General features: G+C 48.2%; 10 protein-coding genes and 1 pseudogene. 5 read left to right on the top strand and 6 right to left on the bottom strand.

All coding sequences use genetic code 11. From position 1 onward, the window contains the following. Nucleotides 1-192 precede the first annotated feature (192 nt). Nucleotides 193-339: pseudogene (locus QUA01_RS16660) on the top strand (IS1 family transposase); the annotation flags it as partial. A 140-nt stretch (nt 340-479) separates the two neighbouring features. On the opposite strand, the gene QUA01_RS16655 reads toward QUA01_RS16660, so the two are convergent. Next, entirely contained in the window at nt 480-2951 is a 2472-nt protein-coding gene (locus QUA01_RS16655) for an EAL domain-containing protein (RefSeq protein WP_228050395.1), read from the bottom strand. 370 nt (nt 2952-3321) lie between these two features. Here QUA01_RS16655 and dapB point away from each other — a divergent pair, with 370 nt between their 5' ends. The 3 genes from dapB to QUA01_RS16640 all read left to right on the top strand — a co-directional run bounded on the left by dapB (nt 3322) and on the right by QUA01_RS16640 (nt 6060). Then, nucleotides 3322-4149 carry a 4-hydroxy-tetrahydrodipicolinate reductase gene (gene dapB / locus QUA01_RS16650; protein ID WP_194071140.1) on the top strand — a complete coding sequence of 276 codons (828 nt, stop codon included), beginning with the start codon at nt 3322-3324 and terminating at the stop codon, nt 4147-4149. Nucleotides 4150-4572: 423 nt separating this feature from the next. Then, nucleotides 4573-5280 (top strand): phosphate ABC transporter permease, encoded by a 708-nt coding sequence (locus QUA01_RS16645; protein WP_194071134.1) that lies wholly within the window; start codon nt 4573-4575, stop codon nt 5278-5280. A 225-nt stretch (nt 5281-5505) separates the two neighbouring features. Continuing rightward, the gene (locus tag QUA01_RS16640) at nt 5506-6060 is read left to right on the top strand and encodes a hypothetical protein (protein ID WP_194071136.1); all 555 of its coding nucleotides are present in this window, start codon (nt 5506-5508) and stop codon (nt 6058-6060) included. A 190-nt stretch (nt 6061-6250) separates the two neighbouring features. On the opposite strand, the gene QUA01_RS16635 is transcribed toward QUA01_RS16640, so the two are convergent. The 5 genes from QUA01_RS16635 to QUA01_RS16615 all read right to left on the bottom strand — a co-directional run bounded on the left by QUA01_RS16635 (nt 6251) and on the right by QUA01_RS16615 (nt 15885). Then, nucleotides 6251-6874 (bottom strand): precorrin-8X methylmutase, encoded by a 624-nt coding sequence (locus tag QUA01_RS16635; RefSeq protein WP_194071137.1) that lies wholly within the window; start codon nt 6872-6874, stop codon nt 6251-6253. A 40-nt stretch (nt 6875-6914) separates the two neighbouring features. Continuing rightward, entirely contained in the window at nt 6915-7073 is a 159-nt protein-coding gene (locus QUA01_RS16630) for a hypothetical protein (protein WP_333091063.1), read from the bottom strand. Between the two features lies 1 nt (nt 7074). After that, complete coding sequence (locus QUA01_RS16625) at nt 7075-7878, bottom strand: TPM domain-containing protein (protein WP_333091061.1); 804 nt, start codon at nt 7876-7878, stop codon at nt 7075-7077. Between the two features lie 280 nt (nt 7879-8158). Further along, a complete protein-coding gene (locus QUA01_RS16620) occupies nt 8159-13639 on the bottom strand; it encodes an nSTAND1 domain-containing NTPase (protein ID WP_333091060.1) in 5481 nt (1826 codons plus the stop codon). Between the two features lie 914 nt (nt 13640-14553). Beyond that, entirely contained in the window at nt 14554-15885 is a 1332-nt protein-coding gene (locus QUA01_RS16615; RefSeq protein ID WP_194008789.1) for a P-loop NTPase fold protein, read from the bottom strand. A gap of 338 nt (nt 15886-16223) precedes the next feature. Here QUA01_RS16615 and QUA01_RS16610 point away from each other — a divergent pair, with 338 nt between their 5' ends. Then, nucleotides 16224-17132 (top strand): cell division protein FtsQ/DivIB, encoded by a 909-nt coding sequence (locus QUA01_RS16610; RefSeq protein WP_333091058.1) that lies wholly within the window; start codon nt 16224-16226, stop codon nt 17130-17132. Nucleotides 17133-17448 lie beyond the last annotated feature (316 nt).

The following is a 17448-nucleotide window of genomic DNA, read 5'->3' as shown; positions in this document are numbered from 1 at the left end:
AATTGGAAGAGGATTCAGACCCCTCCCAATTTCTGATCCCATTTAAAGGAGAGGCTTGTACCGACTTAGGGGAAAGGGATTAAGCACAAATCCTCCTGCCTCCTGCCTTCAGAGGCAGAAGCGGAGGTCACAGATTAGGTAAAAAACCAGGTTTCTGCGGTACTGATGCGTCCAAGACTGAAACTGCTGGGCGATCGTATTGAAAGATGTAATAATACTTTGCGCCAACGTGTTTCTCGTCTCGCAAGAAAGACTCTTTCATTTTCTAAAAAATTAGACAATCATATTGGTTATATTTGGTATTTTATCGATCATTATAACTATGTTTTGAGCCAATAACCATATCACTCAATATTTATTACTACCAACAACCAATAACCAATAAGCAATAACAACTAATAACCAACAACCAACAACCAATAACCAATAACCAATAACTAATAACCAATAACTAATAACCAATAACTAATAACCCACAACTACCACTGCGGCTCAGAAGCCATCAAAGCAGTCGCAGCCTCGCTCGGTAAAGGCTTAGCAAAAAAATAACCTTGACCGTATTCGCAGCCGATCGCCCTTAACCGAGCTAATTGTGCCGCCGTCTCCACACCCTCAGCAATCACATCCATCCCCAAAGCGTGCGCCAGCGCCACAATCGTCCGCACGATCGCCACATTTTCCCCCTCGCTTTCGAGCTCCATCAGCCCCACAAACGACTTATCAACCTTCAAAGTATCCGTAGGAAACCGACTCAAATAACTCAACGACGAATAACCAGTACCAAAATCATCAATTCCCAACTTGACATTAAGCGCTTTCATCTCCTTTAAAACCGCGATCGCCGACTCCACATCATCCATCACCACACTCTCAGTAATCTCCAACTTCAAACTCTGAGCACTCAAACCCGTTGTTCCCAAAATAGCCCGAATGCGATCGATCAAATCCGGCTGAGCAAACTGCTTCCCAGATAAATTTACACTCATAATCAAAGGTCGATCGAAATCAAACATTCCCTCCCACAGCCGCAACTGCCGACAAGCCTCCTCCAAAACCCACTCGCCCAGCGGCACAATCGCCCCCGTTTCCTCAGCCACCGGAATAAACTTAACCGGCGAAATCAAGCCCCGCTGCGGGTGCTGCCAGCGCACCAAAGCCTCAAACCCAATAATCCTGCCGCTGGCTAAAGACACAAACGGCTGGTAGTAAAGCAAAAACTCCCGACGTTTTACAGCCATCCGCAAATCCGTCTCCAACTGCAACCTCTCCAACGCCAAATCGTGCATCGCAGCATTAAACACCTGATACCTTCCCGTTCCCAAAGCCTTAGCCCGGTACATCGCCGTGTGAGCGTCCCGCAGCAAGTGTTCCGGCTGTTCCCGGGCGGCGAGTGCGGGTTGGCCACCCACCGCAATCCCGATGCTAGCAGTGACAAACACTTCCTGGCCTCCGAGTTCAAAAGGCACAATTAAAGCTTGATGAATGCGATCGGCCAAATCCACCGCACTCTGGGCATCAACATTCCTCACCAAAATTGCAAAATCGTCGCCCCCCACCCGCGCCACAGTATCCGCCATGCTGACACTCGCCTGCAACCGCACCACCACCGCCATCAGCAACTCATCCCCCACCAAATTACCCAAAGAATCATTAATCACCTTAAATCGGTCTAAATCCAAAAAAAGCACCGCAAACAGATAGCTGCGGTGGTGCCTAGTATTGACGATCGCCCGCCCCAAACACTCTACAAACAAATCCCGATTCGGCAAACCAGTCAGAGAGTCGTGAAAAGCATCGTAAAGCTTCCTGTAAGCGCTCAACCCCGCACCAGTCACCACCAAACCCACAGCCGGCGACACCAGCGGCACCCACCCACCCTCAGTAAAAATCAAAAAACTAATCCCCAACAGCCCCACCAAAGCCGCACCCACAACCAATCCCGCCCGCAATGGGTGGTGAATCCGCCAAGCCACAAGCCCGCCCAGCACCGCCCAAGCAGCATTCCACAGAATTTCTGCCCATTCTGGCCACACCCAAAACACCGATCGCCCCTGCAAAACAGCAGTCAATATTTGGCTGAGCATTTGAGCGTGCAGCAACACCCCCGGCATTTTCGGATTTTGCTTTTTAACCGGGCTGTAGGGCGTGAGAAACACATCTCTGGTACTCGGTGCAGTCGTCCCGATCAGCACAATCTTGTCCTTTACCCAACTCGGATCAATTTCGCCCTTCAATACTTGCAGGATACTGACTTGTCGCGCCACCCCAACAGCAGAACGGTATTTGAGCAGAATTTGGTAGCCTCTAGCATCAAGATTTGCATAGCCACCGCTGTCAGATGCTAAAGGCACAAATTTTGCTTTCCCCCAGTTGATTTGATGGGGATTGACACGGCTATCTGTCGGCTGCAGCTTGTCCTTGAGATACAGCGAAGCCACTTGCAAAGAAAACGAGGAAGCAGCAGCAGTATTGTCGGGTTTCGCGACTGAGAGCAAATTGCGGCGCACCACCCCGTCAGCGTCGAGTAAAAAGTCATTAAAACCCACCCGATCCGGCGGCATCCCCGGAGGGGCGGGCACTCCCCCACTGTCTGAATCGTTCAATTTAGTAATCGCCACCAGATTCGGCGCCTTGAGCTCCGCCAGCAATTCTTGGTGTCCGGGGGCTTGAGGCAAATCGCGGTACAAGTCCAAACCGATGACTTTTGGCTGGTACTTTTGGAGTTTTGTCAAGGTTTTGGCGATCGCCCCGTCGGAAATCGGAAACCTCCCCAGAGTTTGAATATCCGCCTCAGAAATTCCCACTATCAGCATCCGCGGATCTGGGCCCGCATCCGGCTCCAAGCGCACCAACGAGTCAAAAGTTCCCAATTCCAAGCTTTGATACCATCCCAACCGCTGAGCTCCCGTATTCAGCAGCGTTACAGTTGCGCCTGCCAACAAAGCAGGCAAAATCCTGACCCGCCGGCCTTGAGAACTCCGGTTCAGGCCAGTTGCGAGAGACAGTACAGAACAAAGATTTCGAGAAAATTTGGCAGTCACAGCAAAGATATACGGGTGCAAATAAAGCTAACCACAAGTTTGTTCTTACAGAATTGAGCTTATTATGAGATTGAGTATAATTTTTTCAGAACTTGTGCCGAAACCGAGTTTATTTAAGCTAATTAATCGATTTGGTTAAGTATTTCTCGGATGGGAAACTGGGTTTGAATCGTATCTGCCGAAAAGTGCTGTCTGGGATTCCTCCGTTTCCCCAAGTTTCCACAAGTTTCCACAAGCGTTAAAATTTAGTCGATCGAACTTTCTGGATATTTTTGAGATTATGGCCAATCAACTTCCGATTCCGGTGATTGTTAACGGTGCTGGCGGCAAGATGGGCCGCGAAGTAATTAAGGCGATCGCCAGTGCTAGCGACATGACCTTATTTGGCGCTGTAGACCGCTCTCCTGAGTCCCTCAACGCCGATGCGGGAGAATTAGCCGGGTGCGGCCCGTTAGAAGTTCCCATCACCGACGACTTGCAAGGAATGCTGGCCTTAGCCGCTCAGGAAAAGCAGTTAGGCGTGATGGTGGACTTTACGCACCCAAAGTCAGTTTACGAAAACGTGCGATCGGCTATTGCTTACGGTATACGGCCCGTAGTAGGCACTACCGGATTGAGTACCGCCCAAATTCAAAACCTCGCGGAATTTGCCGACAAAGCCAGCATAGGTTGTTTGATTGTACCCAATTTCTCGATCGGCATGGTGCTGCTGCAACAAGCCGCCGTCACCGCATCTCAATATTTTGAACACGTAGAAATTATCGAACTCCACCACAATCAAAAAGCCGACGCACCCAGCGGCACAGCCATCCAAACCGCCCAAATGCTAGCAGAAATGGGGAAAACGTTCAATCCCGCCCAAGTAGAAGAAACCGAAAAATTGCCCGGTGCCAGAGGCTCTTTAGCAGACGAAGGAATTCGGATTCACAGCATCCGTTTACCCGGTTTAATTGCCCACCAAGAAGTAATTTTTGGCGGCCCTGGTCAAGTTTATACATTACGACACGATACGAGCGATCGCGCTTGTTATATGCCCGGAGTTTTGTTATCAGTGCGAAAAATCATAGAATTGCGATCGCTCGTTTACGGATTAGAAAAAATCCTGTAATTAGTTGTCAGTTGACAGTTGTCAGTTGTTAGTTGTTAGTTGTTAGTTGTCAGTTGTCAGTTGTCAGTTGTCAGTTGATAGTTATTATTAGTTTTGATAATCGCCTTAAACCTTTGATGAATCTCCCTTATGGCCAAGTCTAGAACCCCCTAAATCTCCCTTAAAAAGAGGAACTTCGATCGGAATCTTGTCCCCCCCTTAAGAAGGGGGGCTAGGGGGGATCGAGTTATTGTAGGGTAATTAACTTATTCCCTCTTCCCTCTTCCTTATGACATTGGACGGAAAGCTCAGCCGGGACAGCACTAATAACCAATAACCCATAACCCATAACCAATAACCAATAACTTCTTCCTTCTTCCTTCTTCCCTCTTCCTTCTTCCTTCTTCCCTCTTCCTTCTTCCTTCTTCCTTCTTCCTTCTTCCTATGCTAATTCCCTTAACCCGCGAAACATTTCAAGAACTAATTCCCGCCGTCGCCACCGGAGTGCAATACAAATATATGTGGGGAAAACCCCCCGACTTTCTCAGGCGAATGTTAATCTCAGCAGTCAGCGTAATTTTGGTGCTAGTCATCTATAGCTTCGTCGGTTCCGATGTCGGGCCCCTAGTTTTAATTACCGGATTGATCGCAGGTTTGTACTGGCTGTGGGGCCCGATTTTGTGGGCAAGTTTGCGGAATGCACAATGCCGCAAACATAAATATTGTGGTTTTTGGCAAGGACGAATTTTGGATATTTATATCACAGATGAAATCACAAGTCAAGAAGAAACAGTCAATCAAAAAGGACAACTCGTAATAATCGACAACCTAGAACCCCGAATCAACTTAGAAATTGGCGACAAAACCGGATTTACTACCACACTGCGAGCTCCCTTACGCAAGGAACATCAGGGAATTGTTCCCGGCCAAGCAGCATTAATGTTAATCATGTCAGATATAGAAGACTTGGGTACAATTGCCAAAGTTTCCGACATTTACATACCCAGCCGCGACGTGTGGGTAAGCGACTATCCTTATTTACGCAGAGATTTGTTTGTAGAAATGAGCCAGCAAATTAAAAAAGGTAGAAAAAAAGGGCGGGATACCAACAATCAAAACAGAGAAGTCAAAAGACGAACCGCCGATTATTAAACAACAAATTCCCCAACCCCAGCCACCCAGAAACCGGGTTTTTCTCCCAAACATTCACCACCAACCCTAAACATCCATAAAAACGCGGTTTCTTCAACCCCAGCCACTCACCCAGAAACCGGGTTTTTACTCCGAAAACCTGTAGTCTCTCTCGCTGATAGCTGATGCTAGATTGCGGGTTTAAAGCCCAAGGAATTAGAGTATCTGGAAAGTCAGACAATTGAGATGCCACCGCGCGCTGTAGAGTATACTCGATTGCCGATCGATCTGGAAAATCGGCAAAATACGATCGCCATTAACGCCCAAAATTACCAAAAAAAATTAGATCGAATAAGTCTTGACATCAAGGCTCAAAAAAATTATAATAATAGTGATGCCGATTTGAGCTTGCTCGAATTATTCAGCAAAGAAACTTGCCCGCAGTTCAGCGAACAAATCAAATTTGACTTAGGCTATTTCAAACACGGCACCGGCTTGCTAGACAAGACGATGGAAGCAATTAGAGGCGTAGTGGCTATAGAAGAAGCCTATCGCGACGCAAAATTAGAAGCAACAATTCAAATAGTAGGTTTTGGTTTAGGAGTTGTGGGCGTAGTGGCTAGCGGCGCGCCTTATTTGATAAAACAAGACCCGCCCGATCGCAAATTTTACATACCATTAAGCAATACAGAAATTCCGCCTTTTGTGATGGTATTGTTAATCAGTTTCGGTGCGGGAATTGGTGTAGGGTTGGTGATTTTGTTGGGCGCAAAATTGAAGAATCTACCAGGAAAAATCTAGCTGCGACTGCCTTGGAGGTAATAAATCTAATAGCAATTAGGCATCAATATCGAAGAAACCAGTCAGGGGTTGAAAACCCCTGTCTCATGGCGCAAGTCCTGTGAAAAAAAACTGAATATCGATCAATTTCTAGGCAGATTTTGGGATAATGACAAGGGCTTGACACTGAGAATTAGTTAATTGTCAACTCTCAACTGTTCCCCTCTTGACCGTAGGCTTGCCAAGCCAAATCCACCAACCCGTTCATAATCGCCACAGCCACCACCGCCGAACCCTTGCGCCCCTCAATCCGAATGTGAGGAACCATCGAATCGTGCAGCCGCGACTTAGCCACATCAACCCCCACAAACCCTGAAGGAGTCCCAATCACCAAAGCCGGTCGAATTTCCTCAGCCTCAATCAAATCGACGAGGGCCGACAAAGCAGTTTGAGCCTGGCCGACGACAAAAATCCCTTCAGGATAGCGTTTAGCCAAAGTTTCAATCCCCCAAGCCGCCCGCGTCTTTTCCTTTTGAGGGCGCGTCAAAGCCTCCATCGAACAATAAACCGGATTAGCAAAGGTACTTTGAATTTGTGGCGTAATGCCCACCTGAACCATCGGCACATCTACTACGATCGTAGTTCGAGCAGCCAAAGCAGCCGCCCCGGCTTGCAAAGCCTGATCGGAAAAACTAATTAAAGACTTGTACTCAAAATCAGCAGTCGCATAGATCACGCGCCGGACTATTTCGTACTCCGCCGCTGAAAAACCGTGGTCGCCAATTTCGCTATCGATTAATCCCAGACTCTGGGCATCGCTTACGTGCCATTCCATTTGTTGGATAGCTGTCGCCTGTGAATTATCAAGTATCAGCTTACCAGCTTTTTGTCAGTTGATAGTTGACTGTTGTCAGTTGACTGTTGACTAAGAGGGCGGGCACGCACCATCCACCGCCCCTACCGACTGCCGACTGCCAACTGCCAACTGCCAACTGCCAACTGCCGACTGCCGACTGCCAACTGCCAACTGCCAAACTAATTTTCCTCAGAAGGAGACTTGCCCAAAACCGGAGTTAAGAATGCTACCAAAGCCCCGATCGCAAAACCGGCCACATTTCGAGTCAAAGGCAACCAGTCAGAAGTCCGAGTCACCACAGGCCCAATTCCGAAAGCCAAAAACAGAATCCCCCACAGCGGCGAAAAAATCAGCGCCCACTGCCAAGCCACAAGCTGTCCGGGTTTCCGGGGCTGAGCGGCAAACCCGCAGATCACCCCGCCGAGCACCGATGAAATTAATGTCAGAACCCACTGTTCCCTCGGCAAACCGGGAACCACACGACACCCGCCCTGACGCAAACAGCCTTGTATCGACTCTAAAGATTCAATGATCGATCGATCTTCGCCATTCTCCCGGACAAAAAACTGATTGCCGTAGCGAGTTTGCAGTTCTACCCAAAAACTGCGCGGCAGCAGCGGATACAGTGAGTCGCCCACATTAAAATTGAGCAAATTGCCACCTCGGGGGTCAGCAACTAGCAGCACGCTTTTGCTATCCAAGCCCCAATAACTTTTGACGGCTAAACCGGGCGTGCGATCGTACTGAGTCAGCACTCGCAGCTTCCAGCCGGTTTCCGTCTCAAATTCATTTAAATTTTTTGCCAAATCCTCTTCTTCAATATCCGTAAGGGCTTTAGCTAGGTCAATGATTGGTGTCTGAATTTCTGGCAACAAATCGGGATTGTTGAAAGCGTGGGCCACAGGTGCGATCGTCCACAGGGACAAAGCCAGGAAAAAGGCAGCAGCAGAGGCTAGAAATTTGCGGGGGAAAAGCTGTGACATAGGAATTTCTAATTCAGGTATCAATGGTAGCTGGCGGTCTTAACCAAGGGATAAGAGAAAACTAATATTTCTTTACAATTATTTACTTTACAGGAAGGCGAGAGCAAGGGGAAGAGTTGGGGGAAGAAAGTGTGGAATCCCTCTTTCTTCTTTCCTCTTCCCTCTTTTCACCCTGAGCGAAGCCCTTATAGCCCTTTTCCATCGGACTGAAATCTGTTACATCCGTTACATCCGTGGAGCGAATCCGTTGCCGAACTTCCCTCTTCCTTCTTCCTTCAGATTAAAACTGAGATTTTGCCACCACCCCCTCGCACAAACGCCGATCGCGCGAGCTCACATTAGGATTAGTTCTGAGATAATCACCAACCCAATCGCAGCCCCTCACCAGCAAATCATCAAGATCCAAATTCCACAAAATCACCCGATTGTCCCGCCCCGCTGAAGCCAGAACCTTCCCATCCGGGCTAAAACTCACGCTCATCACACTATCCCTGTGGCCCGTCAAAGTTTTCAGCAAAGTCCCGCTGCGGCTCCACAACTTCACCTTGCGATCGTAACTGCCCGAAGCAACCAACAAACCGTCCGGGCTAAAACTCACGCTAGTCACGCTATCGCTAGAACCCTTCAGCAGCGTCGCCACCAAAGTCCCGTCCACCTTCCACAGCTTCACCGAATTGTCGTAACCAGCCGAAGCCAGCATTTTGCCATCAGGGCTAAAAGCAACCCCCAAGACAAAACTGTTGTGAGCCCCTTCAAAAGTCCTCAGTAAACCGCCGTCCCGATTCCAGAGTTTGACAGTACCGTCATCGCTCGCCGAAGCCAGCATCTCTCCGTCGGGACTGAAAGCCACCCCAGTCACCCAACCTTTGTGTCCAGTCAAAGTCTTAATCAACCGGCCGTTTCTCGTCCAGAGTTTCACAGTCTTGTCCTTGCTCGCCGAAGCAACAATCTCGCTGTCGGGGCTAAAACTCACACTCATCACACTGTCGCTGTGCCCGTCAAGAGTGAACAGCACAGAAGGCGAACAGGGGAACAGCGGAGCAGAAGGACAAGGGACAATACTATTACTGACGCCATCACCTTTAAGACTCCAGACTTTCACCGTTTTGTCGTAACTCCCAGAAGCTAGTAGCTGTCCGTCGGGACTGAAACTGACGCTGGAGATTTTCTGAGTGTGTCCCTCCAAGGTTTCCAGCAAAACCCCCGTGCGGCTCCAAATTTTGATAGTTTTGTCCGTAGAAGCCGAAGCCAGCCTTTGGCCGTCGGGGCTGAAAGTCACGCTTTGCACCCGGTTTTGGTGTCCGTCGAGGGTTTTTAGCGGCACGTCATCGATCCGCCACAGCCTGACTGTTTTGTCAAAACTTGCCGAAGCCAGGGTTTTGCCGTCTGGGCTAAAACTCACCTGAGTAACTCGATCGGCGTGTCCCTCAAAAGTTCTCAGCAAGCGGCTTTCCGGTTTAATATTGCTAGCATCCGCGAGACGTTTGTCACCCACATTAGCCAGATTCCAAAGTTTGACAGTTGCGTCTGCACTTCCAGAAGCCAGTGTTTGTCCGTCGGGGGAAAAACTAACCCCAAATACCCACTTGCTGTGTCCCCGCAAAGTTGCTAGCAGTTCGCCGCTAGCCTGTGTTGATTTTTTTTTGGTTCCTGGGAGTGTTAGTGCAGCGATGTTCCAGATTTTTACCGTTGTGTCTTCACCGCCACTGGCCAACAATTTACCGTCGGGGGAGAAACTGACGGTGTAAACTTTTGAAGGTTTTCTGTTTTCGCTGTGCCACAGAGTCGCGATTAACCTGCCGTCAGAACTCCACAGTTTAACAGTACCGTCATCGCTCGCCACAGCTACTATTTTCCCGTCCCGACTGAAGCTGAGCCAATTTACCGGAGCTATTTGTTCGATCGTCCGCAGCAGCGTACCGTCAGTTTTCCACAGTTTAACTGTTTTGTCTCTTGATGCACTGGCGATCGTCTCCCCGTCGGGGCTAAAAGCAACGCTAGTAACGCTATCAGTGTGACCTATAAAAGTTGCCAGCAAAGTGCCGTCATTTTTCCAAAGTTTGACAGTTTTATCTAAACTTGCTGAGGCGATCGTTTTACTGTCTGGACTGAAAACGACACTGGCGACGCTGTTAGTGTGACCCTTGAAAGTTGCCAGCAAAGTGCCGTCATTTTTCCAAAGTTTGACAGTTTTATCTACGCTCGCCGAAGCTATTGTTTGACCGTCTGGACTGAAACTCAGACCCCAAACTACATCGCCGTGTCCCTCCAAGCGGTTAAGTTCTTTGACACCGTAAACGGCCTGTTGGAGGGCAGCAGCAATCAGAATTTCGGTGTCCTTGAGCGCGTGTATTTCTTGGGAGTGTTCGATCTGTCTCCACTTTTTACCCGCTCTCAAGCTTTCCATCATCGCGTCAAATTTGTTGTTTGAAAAATAAAGGGCTTCAGAAGCTGCTGTCAGGGTACTGATTTCGGCTCGCTGAGTTTGAGCGACAGCTACCTGTTTTTGACCGACGGCGCGCCACCAAAAGTTTACAGCGGCGATGGTGGAACTCGTCAGCAGCAGTACGCCGATCGCTGCTACTCCCAGCAGTTGTTTCAGAAAAGTATTAGCTCTGTAGAGCTGTGCTTGACTCATCTTTTTGTCGGCTTCTGCTTTGTACAGTCTGGCTTCTAAGCCGAATCTTTGGCGGATCGGCCGCACTAAATAGTCGTGTACCAATTGATAGCGGTCTTCTGGCGCTTCCCGCAGCAGAAATAGTAAACCGTGACCGACTAAAATGTCTAAAATTAATTCGAGATTGTCGGTTTTATTTTGTGTGTTTTTGGGTTTTTCGGCGAATTTTATTTGTAAGGGAATTCGGCTCGTACTGCCGGCCAACAATTCATTTTCTTCGTCTGCTGCGGGCTGCTGGCCTGTCACTAACGATAGTTCGTGTTTGGTTTTAATCAAACGCACGCCTCTTTCATCTGTCAGGGAAAACAAGATTTTCCAAGCTGCATCTTCGTTCACCAGGCCGCAGTCTGAGATGACTCCTTCGAGCGATCGCTTGACTAATTCTGCCTTGGGATTGTCGCCCAATTGCTGGTATTGTGCTAGACTTGTAATCCCTTCTTCTTGCAGTTGCGCTCCTACTACCTGCAATTCGATCGGTCGCACTTCTTGCAGTTCGTCTGCTAAATCTTTAACAAAGGCATCGATCAGTGACGGCTCTAAATAATATTCTGCCCGTTCTGTTAAGTGTCCGATCACGGCTCGCGCGTCTTTCATCGAAAAACTTCGCAGTTGGTAGCGAATACCTTTGTCGAGGATATTATTGTTAATAGCGTCGAGGTCTGGGAAGCGATCGCAATCCAGCAAATAGTGCAAATAATCTTCGCGCAGACACAAAATTATCTTGACATAAGGCAGATTTAAAAACAATCGCAAAAAGTTATAAAAAAGTTGCCTTTGTGCCACGGAAGTCGAAACAAAGAAAAATTCTTCAAATTGATCGAAAATCAGCACGGTCAACAAATTATTTTCCGCATTTTCGCGCAACTGCTCTATAATGAAAGATGAGTTTTCCGATGGGCGATCTGAGACAACCGAGCAACTTTTTTTGTCGATTTCCTGTACCCCTTTGGCGATTAATTTCCTTTCTTCTTCGGCTTGTTTGTCGTACAGAGCGCAGTTCAAAGCCTTTTCTAATTCCATCAGCCAGTCGCTGTAAACTTTGACTACTACGGGCAAGGTATCGCGCGCGCCCGGAGTAATATTTTTCAAAGCCGGTACTAAGCCGGCGTTGACTAGAGAACTTTTTCCGACGCCGCTGGGCCCGTGAATAATAGTTAATTTATGGTCGTCCCTGCTAATTCTTTCTAGCAAGTTATTGATATCTTTTTGGCGGGAGTAAGCTGTCATGGAAGCTGCAATCGCCGCTTGATTTTGAGCTGAGGGGCTCGAAGGATTGACGGCTTGTCGCTGCTGCTGCAATTGGCTGGCTCCGATAAAAGCTCTAAATCCGTATTGATATTCGATCGATCGCTGGTTTTTCTTAATCCGAAAAGCTTTGAGATACTCTCCCTGCTGGAAATAAACCGCTTGCAGTTCGGTCAAAATATCAATATAAAGGCGGGGGTCGTACTTCGGCTCGCTTTGAGTTTGAGCCAACTCCAAAGAATGCACCGCCGCTTCCCACTGGCCTAGCTGCCGCAAACTTTGGGCCAACAGTAAAAGATACGAACTGCGATCGGATTTGGGATGTTGGATTTTAGATTTGGGTTCGTTACTAGACTCGCTAGTACCTACAAATTCTGGGTAATTTCCCTCAAACCCCAATCTCAAATCTTCTATCAACAATCTCAAATCGTTAGGGGTTTGATCCAAAATCGCCAAAGCCAATTCGGCTAGCTGGCGGGCTTGACTCCACCTCGACTGTTGCAGCGCAACTTCCGCCAAAAAGCCGTAATCTTGAGCTAGTTGGCTGGGAGTACCGTAGGTGAAGTGCAACTGCAAAGAATTTTCAGCTAATGCTTGCAACTCTCCCCAAGCTTTCAAGCGCTGCAGCACTTGTCCGAGGTGTGCTGTCACCTCAGCGACTAATTCGGGGCGCGAAGCCAGAGAAAAAGCGTTTCTAGATTGTTCCAGGCTAATCCAAGCTTGTTCCCAGTGGTGGCGGTTGGCTACCGGATTTCTGGCTGCTTGCAGGCGGTGACACAAAGCTATGTGAAACAGCACTATCCCTTCTCTCTCTAAAAATAAGATGTTGGGGACAGGATTCAATAAGGATGAGGGGATGGTTTTTCGGTTTTCGGAATGTTCCCAGTTAGCAAGTTCCCAGTTGCCGGTTTGCTGCTGCCAAAATATTAAGCTTTCTTGGTAGTGAATTAACGCTGTTTCGGTTTTGTCGCTGACATAGTAATCTCGACCGAGAACGAATTGCAGGCTGGCTTTGAGGGCTGGTTCTAGTTCTTGACCGCGATTTTGTAAGTCTCTTAAAGCTAATTCTAGTTCTCGGCGCGACAAAGAGCCGATCGCCAAATCGAGGGTATTGCCGGGACTCAAGGGCGAATAGGAGTGAACCTCTGATTTTCGCGTGTTTTGGGGTTGAGAAGTAAAGCTGAAAAAGCGTTCTGCGGGGCTGATTTTGCTCTCCACCCGTGCGCGTTGTTCCCAGTCGGTTTCGTCGCTGGCAAAAGTAGCGAGGGTGCTGGCGGTGCTGCTGCCCAATTCTCGATCGAGTTCGCCTACTTTAAATATCGTATCGGCTCGCGCAGTCAGGAAATGAATTAATTCATCAACGGCCAATTCAAATTTAATTGTGGCGGCGGCCCAACTTTTGAAATCCGGGGCGAGACGAATCATTTTGGTCACAATGTCATCTGTTACCCACAGGATCACTGGACAGGTAAAGTTTTTGCGAAATTCGTCTCGCACTTGATTGGTAGAGGCCATCAGTTCGTCGATCGCCACGACTGTTTCTAAACCGAATACCATCAATGCCGAGGCGGAACCAACAGCCGAAGACCCGCTCGGTAACGTGTTGGCCACCAGATTAGTGTAGAGGGTTTTGACGGATGCTGGCAGGACAATATCTTGAATTGGAACTGGGGACATTTCTCGCAGCCGCTGCGCCCAGCGCTGCCGCAACTGTTCGTAGTTGCAGCGCACCAAAATTAGCGAAAATTGCTGCTGAGACATGGCGATGGATCGTACCAGAGTTTTGAGCGATCGCTCGTTGTAGCTGGCAGTTTGTTGTAGTTTAAGCAGATCGGTCATGCGTGCACCCCTGTTGCAGAAATCAATTACCTAGCGATCGCCGATCGTGACTGAAACCGTATCTACTTAGAGATGCTCGTTCCTGTCTGGCGCCTTATATATGTAGTAATACGTAGTTTGTCGTACTGCTTTTATGAAAATTTACACATTCTTTATGTTGAATCTAAACACATCATACCTCTGTATCTCCGAGAATGCGAAACTTGACAGTAAAAATTCAAGTTAGCTTAATTTGATTTTTCTCGGCTACAGATAAACTACTATATACCGTAAATATCCACCCTCAATTTATGAGCAAGACCGGCAATCAGCTATTAGCAAACAACCCTACTCAATGTGTAGCACGAATTCAGAAATAAAAGCTATAACAATTGTAGTCCGCGATGGGATTAGTTGGGACTAAGAGCAACAGGTAAAAATAGATATAGCCTTTCTGTGCTCTGTTATGAGGTACTATCCGGGATAGGGCATAGGGCATAGGGCATAGGGCATAGGGCATAGGGCTATAGGAGTGATAACCGCTATATGGCACTTCTCACTCTCGATGAGGTATCAATCCCTCAATCCCTCAATCCCTCAATCCCTCAATCTAAAACTTGTAGTGAGCGAAGCCGAAGTATCTAAAATCTCAACCTCACCTTTTTGAGAGAGGCTATATAGGGGTCTGGCCTTGCAGATATGAGAGTAGAGATTGGAGAAAGTCCTTGGTGGCGGTAATTTTTTTTTGTATCGTCAAAGTCGCGACGCGCACCCAGCAATCAACAAAAATTAGCCAGTGGCAAAAACCGCTGACTGGATGCTTTATTCGATTGCAAAAGTTGGGAGTTTTTAACGGTGAATGAGAAGTTAAAAACTTGATATATCCCTCGCGGGGGAGGGCTTGGAGATTTGGGAAGCAATCTCCAAAATCCCAACTATTTTTGGCGATCGCGCTCCTGCCATTCTTGATATTTTCTGGTTTCTGCTAAAGCTGGATTGATGCCAAACCATCGACCTTCTAAATCGCGGTATTCAAAGACAAACATACTTCGCAACAAGATTTGAGATTCTTCTTCGCCGGTTACACTTTGTCGGTTGACAACTTGAAACAGTAATTCCCATTCTGTGTCATTAATAGCTCCGAGAAGATCGTCGCGATATTCTTGAATGACGCCTTCAAGACATTCGCGAGAGAAGGGGGGGTCTTCGTGCTGCAAACAGCTATACAAAAGCATCAGTAGATTGCGAACGTGACCGCCGCTAATCCTGCAGAGCCGGTCTAAAGTTTCGGGACAATCAAAGACTTTAGAAATTAAATCGATGCGTTGAGCGGGATCGACGGTGGGGAAAGCTCTAGCTAAGACTAACTGTCGCAGCAGTGCCATTCCTTCCTTGTGGTCGTCGCCCGATCGCCGGAGCACCGGTACCATCGGCATTACCTTGGGTTTGACTCCAAATCGACTGGCGAGGCGGCCGAAGTCGTTGGAAAAAATCAAAGTCAGGGGAATCGTGTAGACGACGTGGCAATTGAGTTTTTTCAACTGTTCGCCACGGTCTAAAAAGAGGTATTCTGGCTGGCTGCGCCCGCTGGGTTTGAGGGAGGGGTCGAGGCGATCGAGGTTGTCAACGATGACTGCGAGTCCTTTTTTGCCTTTGTGTTTGAGTTCGGCATTTGCTCTGTCGAGGAGTTCTTCGTTGATCGACTGCAAGATGCTGTTGGTGCGGGGTTCGAGATATTGTCTGAGTTGCGATCGCAGTTTGGGAGAGTCTTTAGTTTTAGCAGTAACTCTAGCAATGCCTACAGATAACTCGGCTTCTGCTGACAAATCGATCGGAGTCTGCAAAAATTCTGCCACTTCTGCAAACAAATTAGAAAAATAGCTCGGTCTGAGTTTGATTTTGGCCGCTTCCATAGTTTCGCTGACTTGGCGCGCAATGCTCAGCAAAATATCGCTGATATCTACATCCCCCATGTCTAAGTCTTGGGAAGACTCGAAGTAGACAACGCAAAAACCCTCTTGTTCGAGTTCAGCTTTGAGTCGAAACAATTCGGTAGATTTGCCGCAGCCGATATGTCCTGTAAATAGCTGACAGGTTGGCTCGTCGGGGGAGATCCGGGTAATTGTTCGCTGTAAAGATTCAATGATTTTGCCACCGCGCACGGAACCAAAATCAATGTAGTATTGATAGTCTCCAGGGTCTCCCGCGACGAGGGTCTTGCTCGGGTTGCAGGCTTTATAAAATCTGTCTAATTCGAGTGCGATCACAATTGAAGCCGACTAAAAGTGATAAAAGTTTATCGAAAGTCTAAACTTTCTTGCCTTGAGTTTAGTTTGATTTGTCACCTTTTGCCCTGTGGGGTAATGCCCTAAATACCCAAACAACCTCTATCTGCTAATCAACCGGGCGGCGCGGGAATTTGGAATTTTTAATTAAGCTGTTTTAATTACCTAGGTAGATCAGTGATTTTACGGAGATTGGCACTTCTTCTGGGTAATTTTGCGGGGATCTGATTAAATGGTAGGGGAGAAAGGGTCTGCAGTGCGCGAGATTAAACAGTTTTGAATTTGTGCTAATCCTTAATTACTAAATTGTCAAGAGGTAGATGGCTAGTTTTGGAGCGGTTTCTCAAACAGAGTTAGGGCGCAGGCGCCAAGAGTTGCGGCGTCTCCGTCGCGATCGAGCGGTGGCTTTGGTGTGGCAAACCCTGGCTGCGAGCTCAATGGCCTCATTTTTGTTGTGGTGGATGGCGCAGCCAACTTGGTTAATTGCCCGATCGGAACAAGTGAATGTGGAGGGCAATCAGTGGCTCTCAGACAAGGCGGTGCGCTCTTTGGTGCCGCTTTCTTACCCGCAGTCGTTGTGGGGGATTCAACCGCAGGCGCTGGCCGAAAAAATGGAGTTAACAGGCCCTATAGCCAAAGCAAAGGTGACTCGTAACTTGTTTCCACCTTCTTTGACTGTGGAAGTGGCAGAAAGGCTGCCGGTGGCGGTGGCGCAGCCGACGGCGATGTTGAGATCCAAAAGCGACAAGGAAAAAGTGGGATGGCTGGACGCTCGCGGGGGGTGGATGCCGTTGGAGAGCTATACTGCAGCGGCGCGATCGCACAATAGTTCGATCGAACCGGGCAGCGATCGAGTCCGGCAGCCCCAGCATTCTTTGCCAACTTTAAAAGTCATCGGGCCTTTGGAAAAGTACCGCGCCTCTTGGCCGAAGTTTTACCAAGGACTAAGCGGCTTGACGGTGAAAGTTTTTGAGATAGATTGGCAAGACCCCAGCAACTTGATCTTGAAAACCGAGATCGGTACCGTACACTTAGGGCCGTACAGTTCCTCCTTGACAGGCACTCAACTGAAAGTTTTAGACCGAATGCGACAATTGCCAAAACAGCTAGATTCGAGCAAAATAGCCTACATTGACTTAAAAAATCCAGCAGCGCCGATCGTCCACTTGCCAGAACCCCCCCCTAGTTTGGAGAGTGCAAGTCCCCCACCAACTCGCGGTCAGAATTGATTTTCTGTCAACAGAAGGTAGAAACTATCTGTCATCCGGCAGAATTTTTACCGCTCTGGATAGATACGCAGGGCTTGACATAGGGACAATTGTTTGATTCGGCCCCTTTAGGAAAAAAAAAATCAGGATTTTTTTCCCATCAAGAAGCGTCTCCGGCTAGTATCGATTTTTTGTTCGTCTGCAAAGCCCTACAAATGCCGAAGGCACGAGCGCCGGAATGGACCAGGGGCGAGGTACGGGCGATCGACACTCCGCAAAATCCGAGATTGCTAACATTCAGCCTCGAACTGTGTTAGTTTTTCGGCAACTTTAGCCT

This window comes from Microcoleus sp. S36a_B3 (genome assembly GCF_036700745.1).
GTDB lineage: Bacteria > Cyanobacteriota > Cyanobacteriia > Cyanobacteriales > Microcoleaceae > Microcoleus.
The sequence above is the reverse complement of the archived record's forward strand: the minus strand, read 5'-3'. Positions and strand labels throughout refer to the sequence as shown.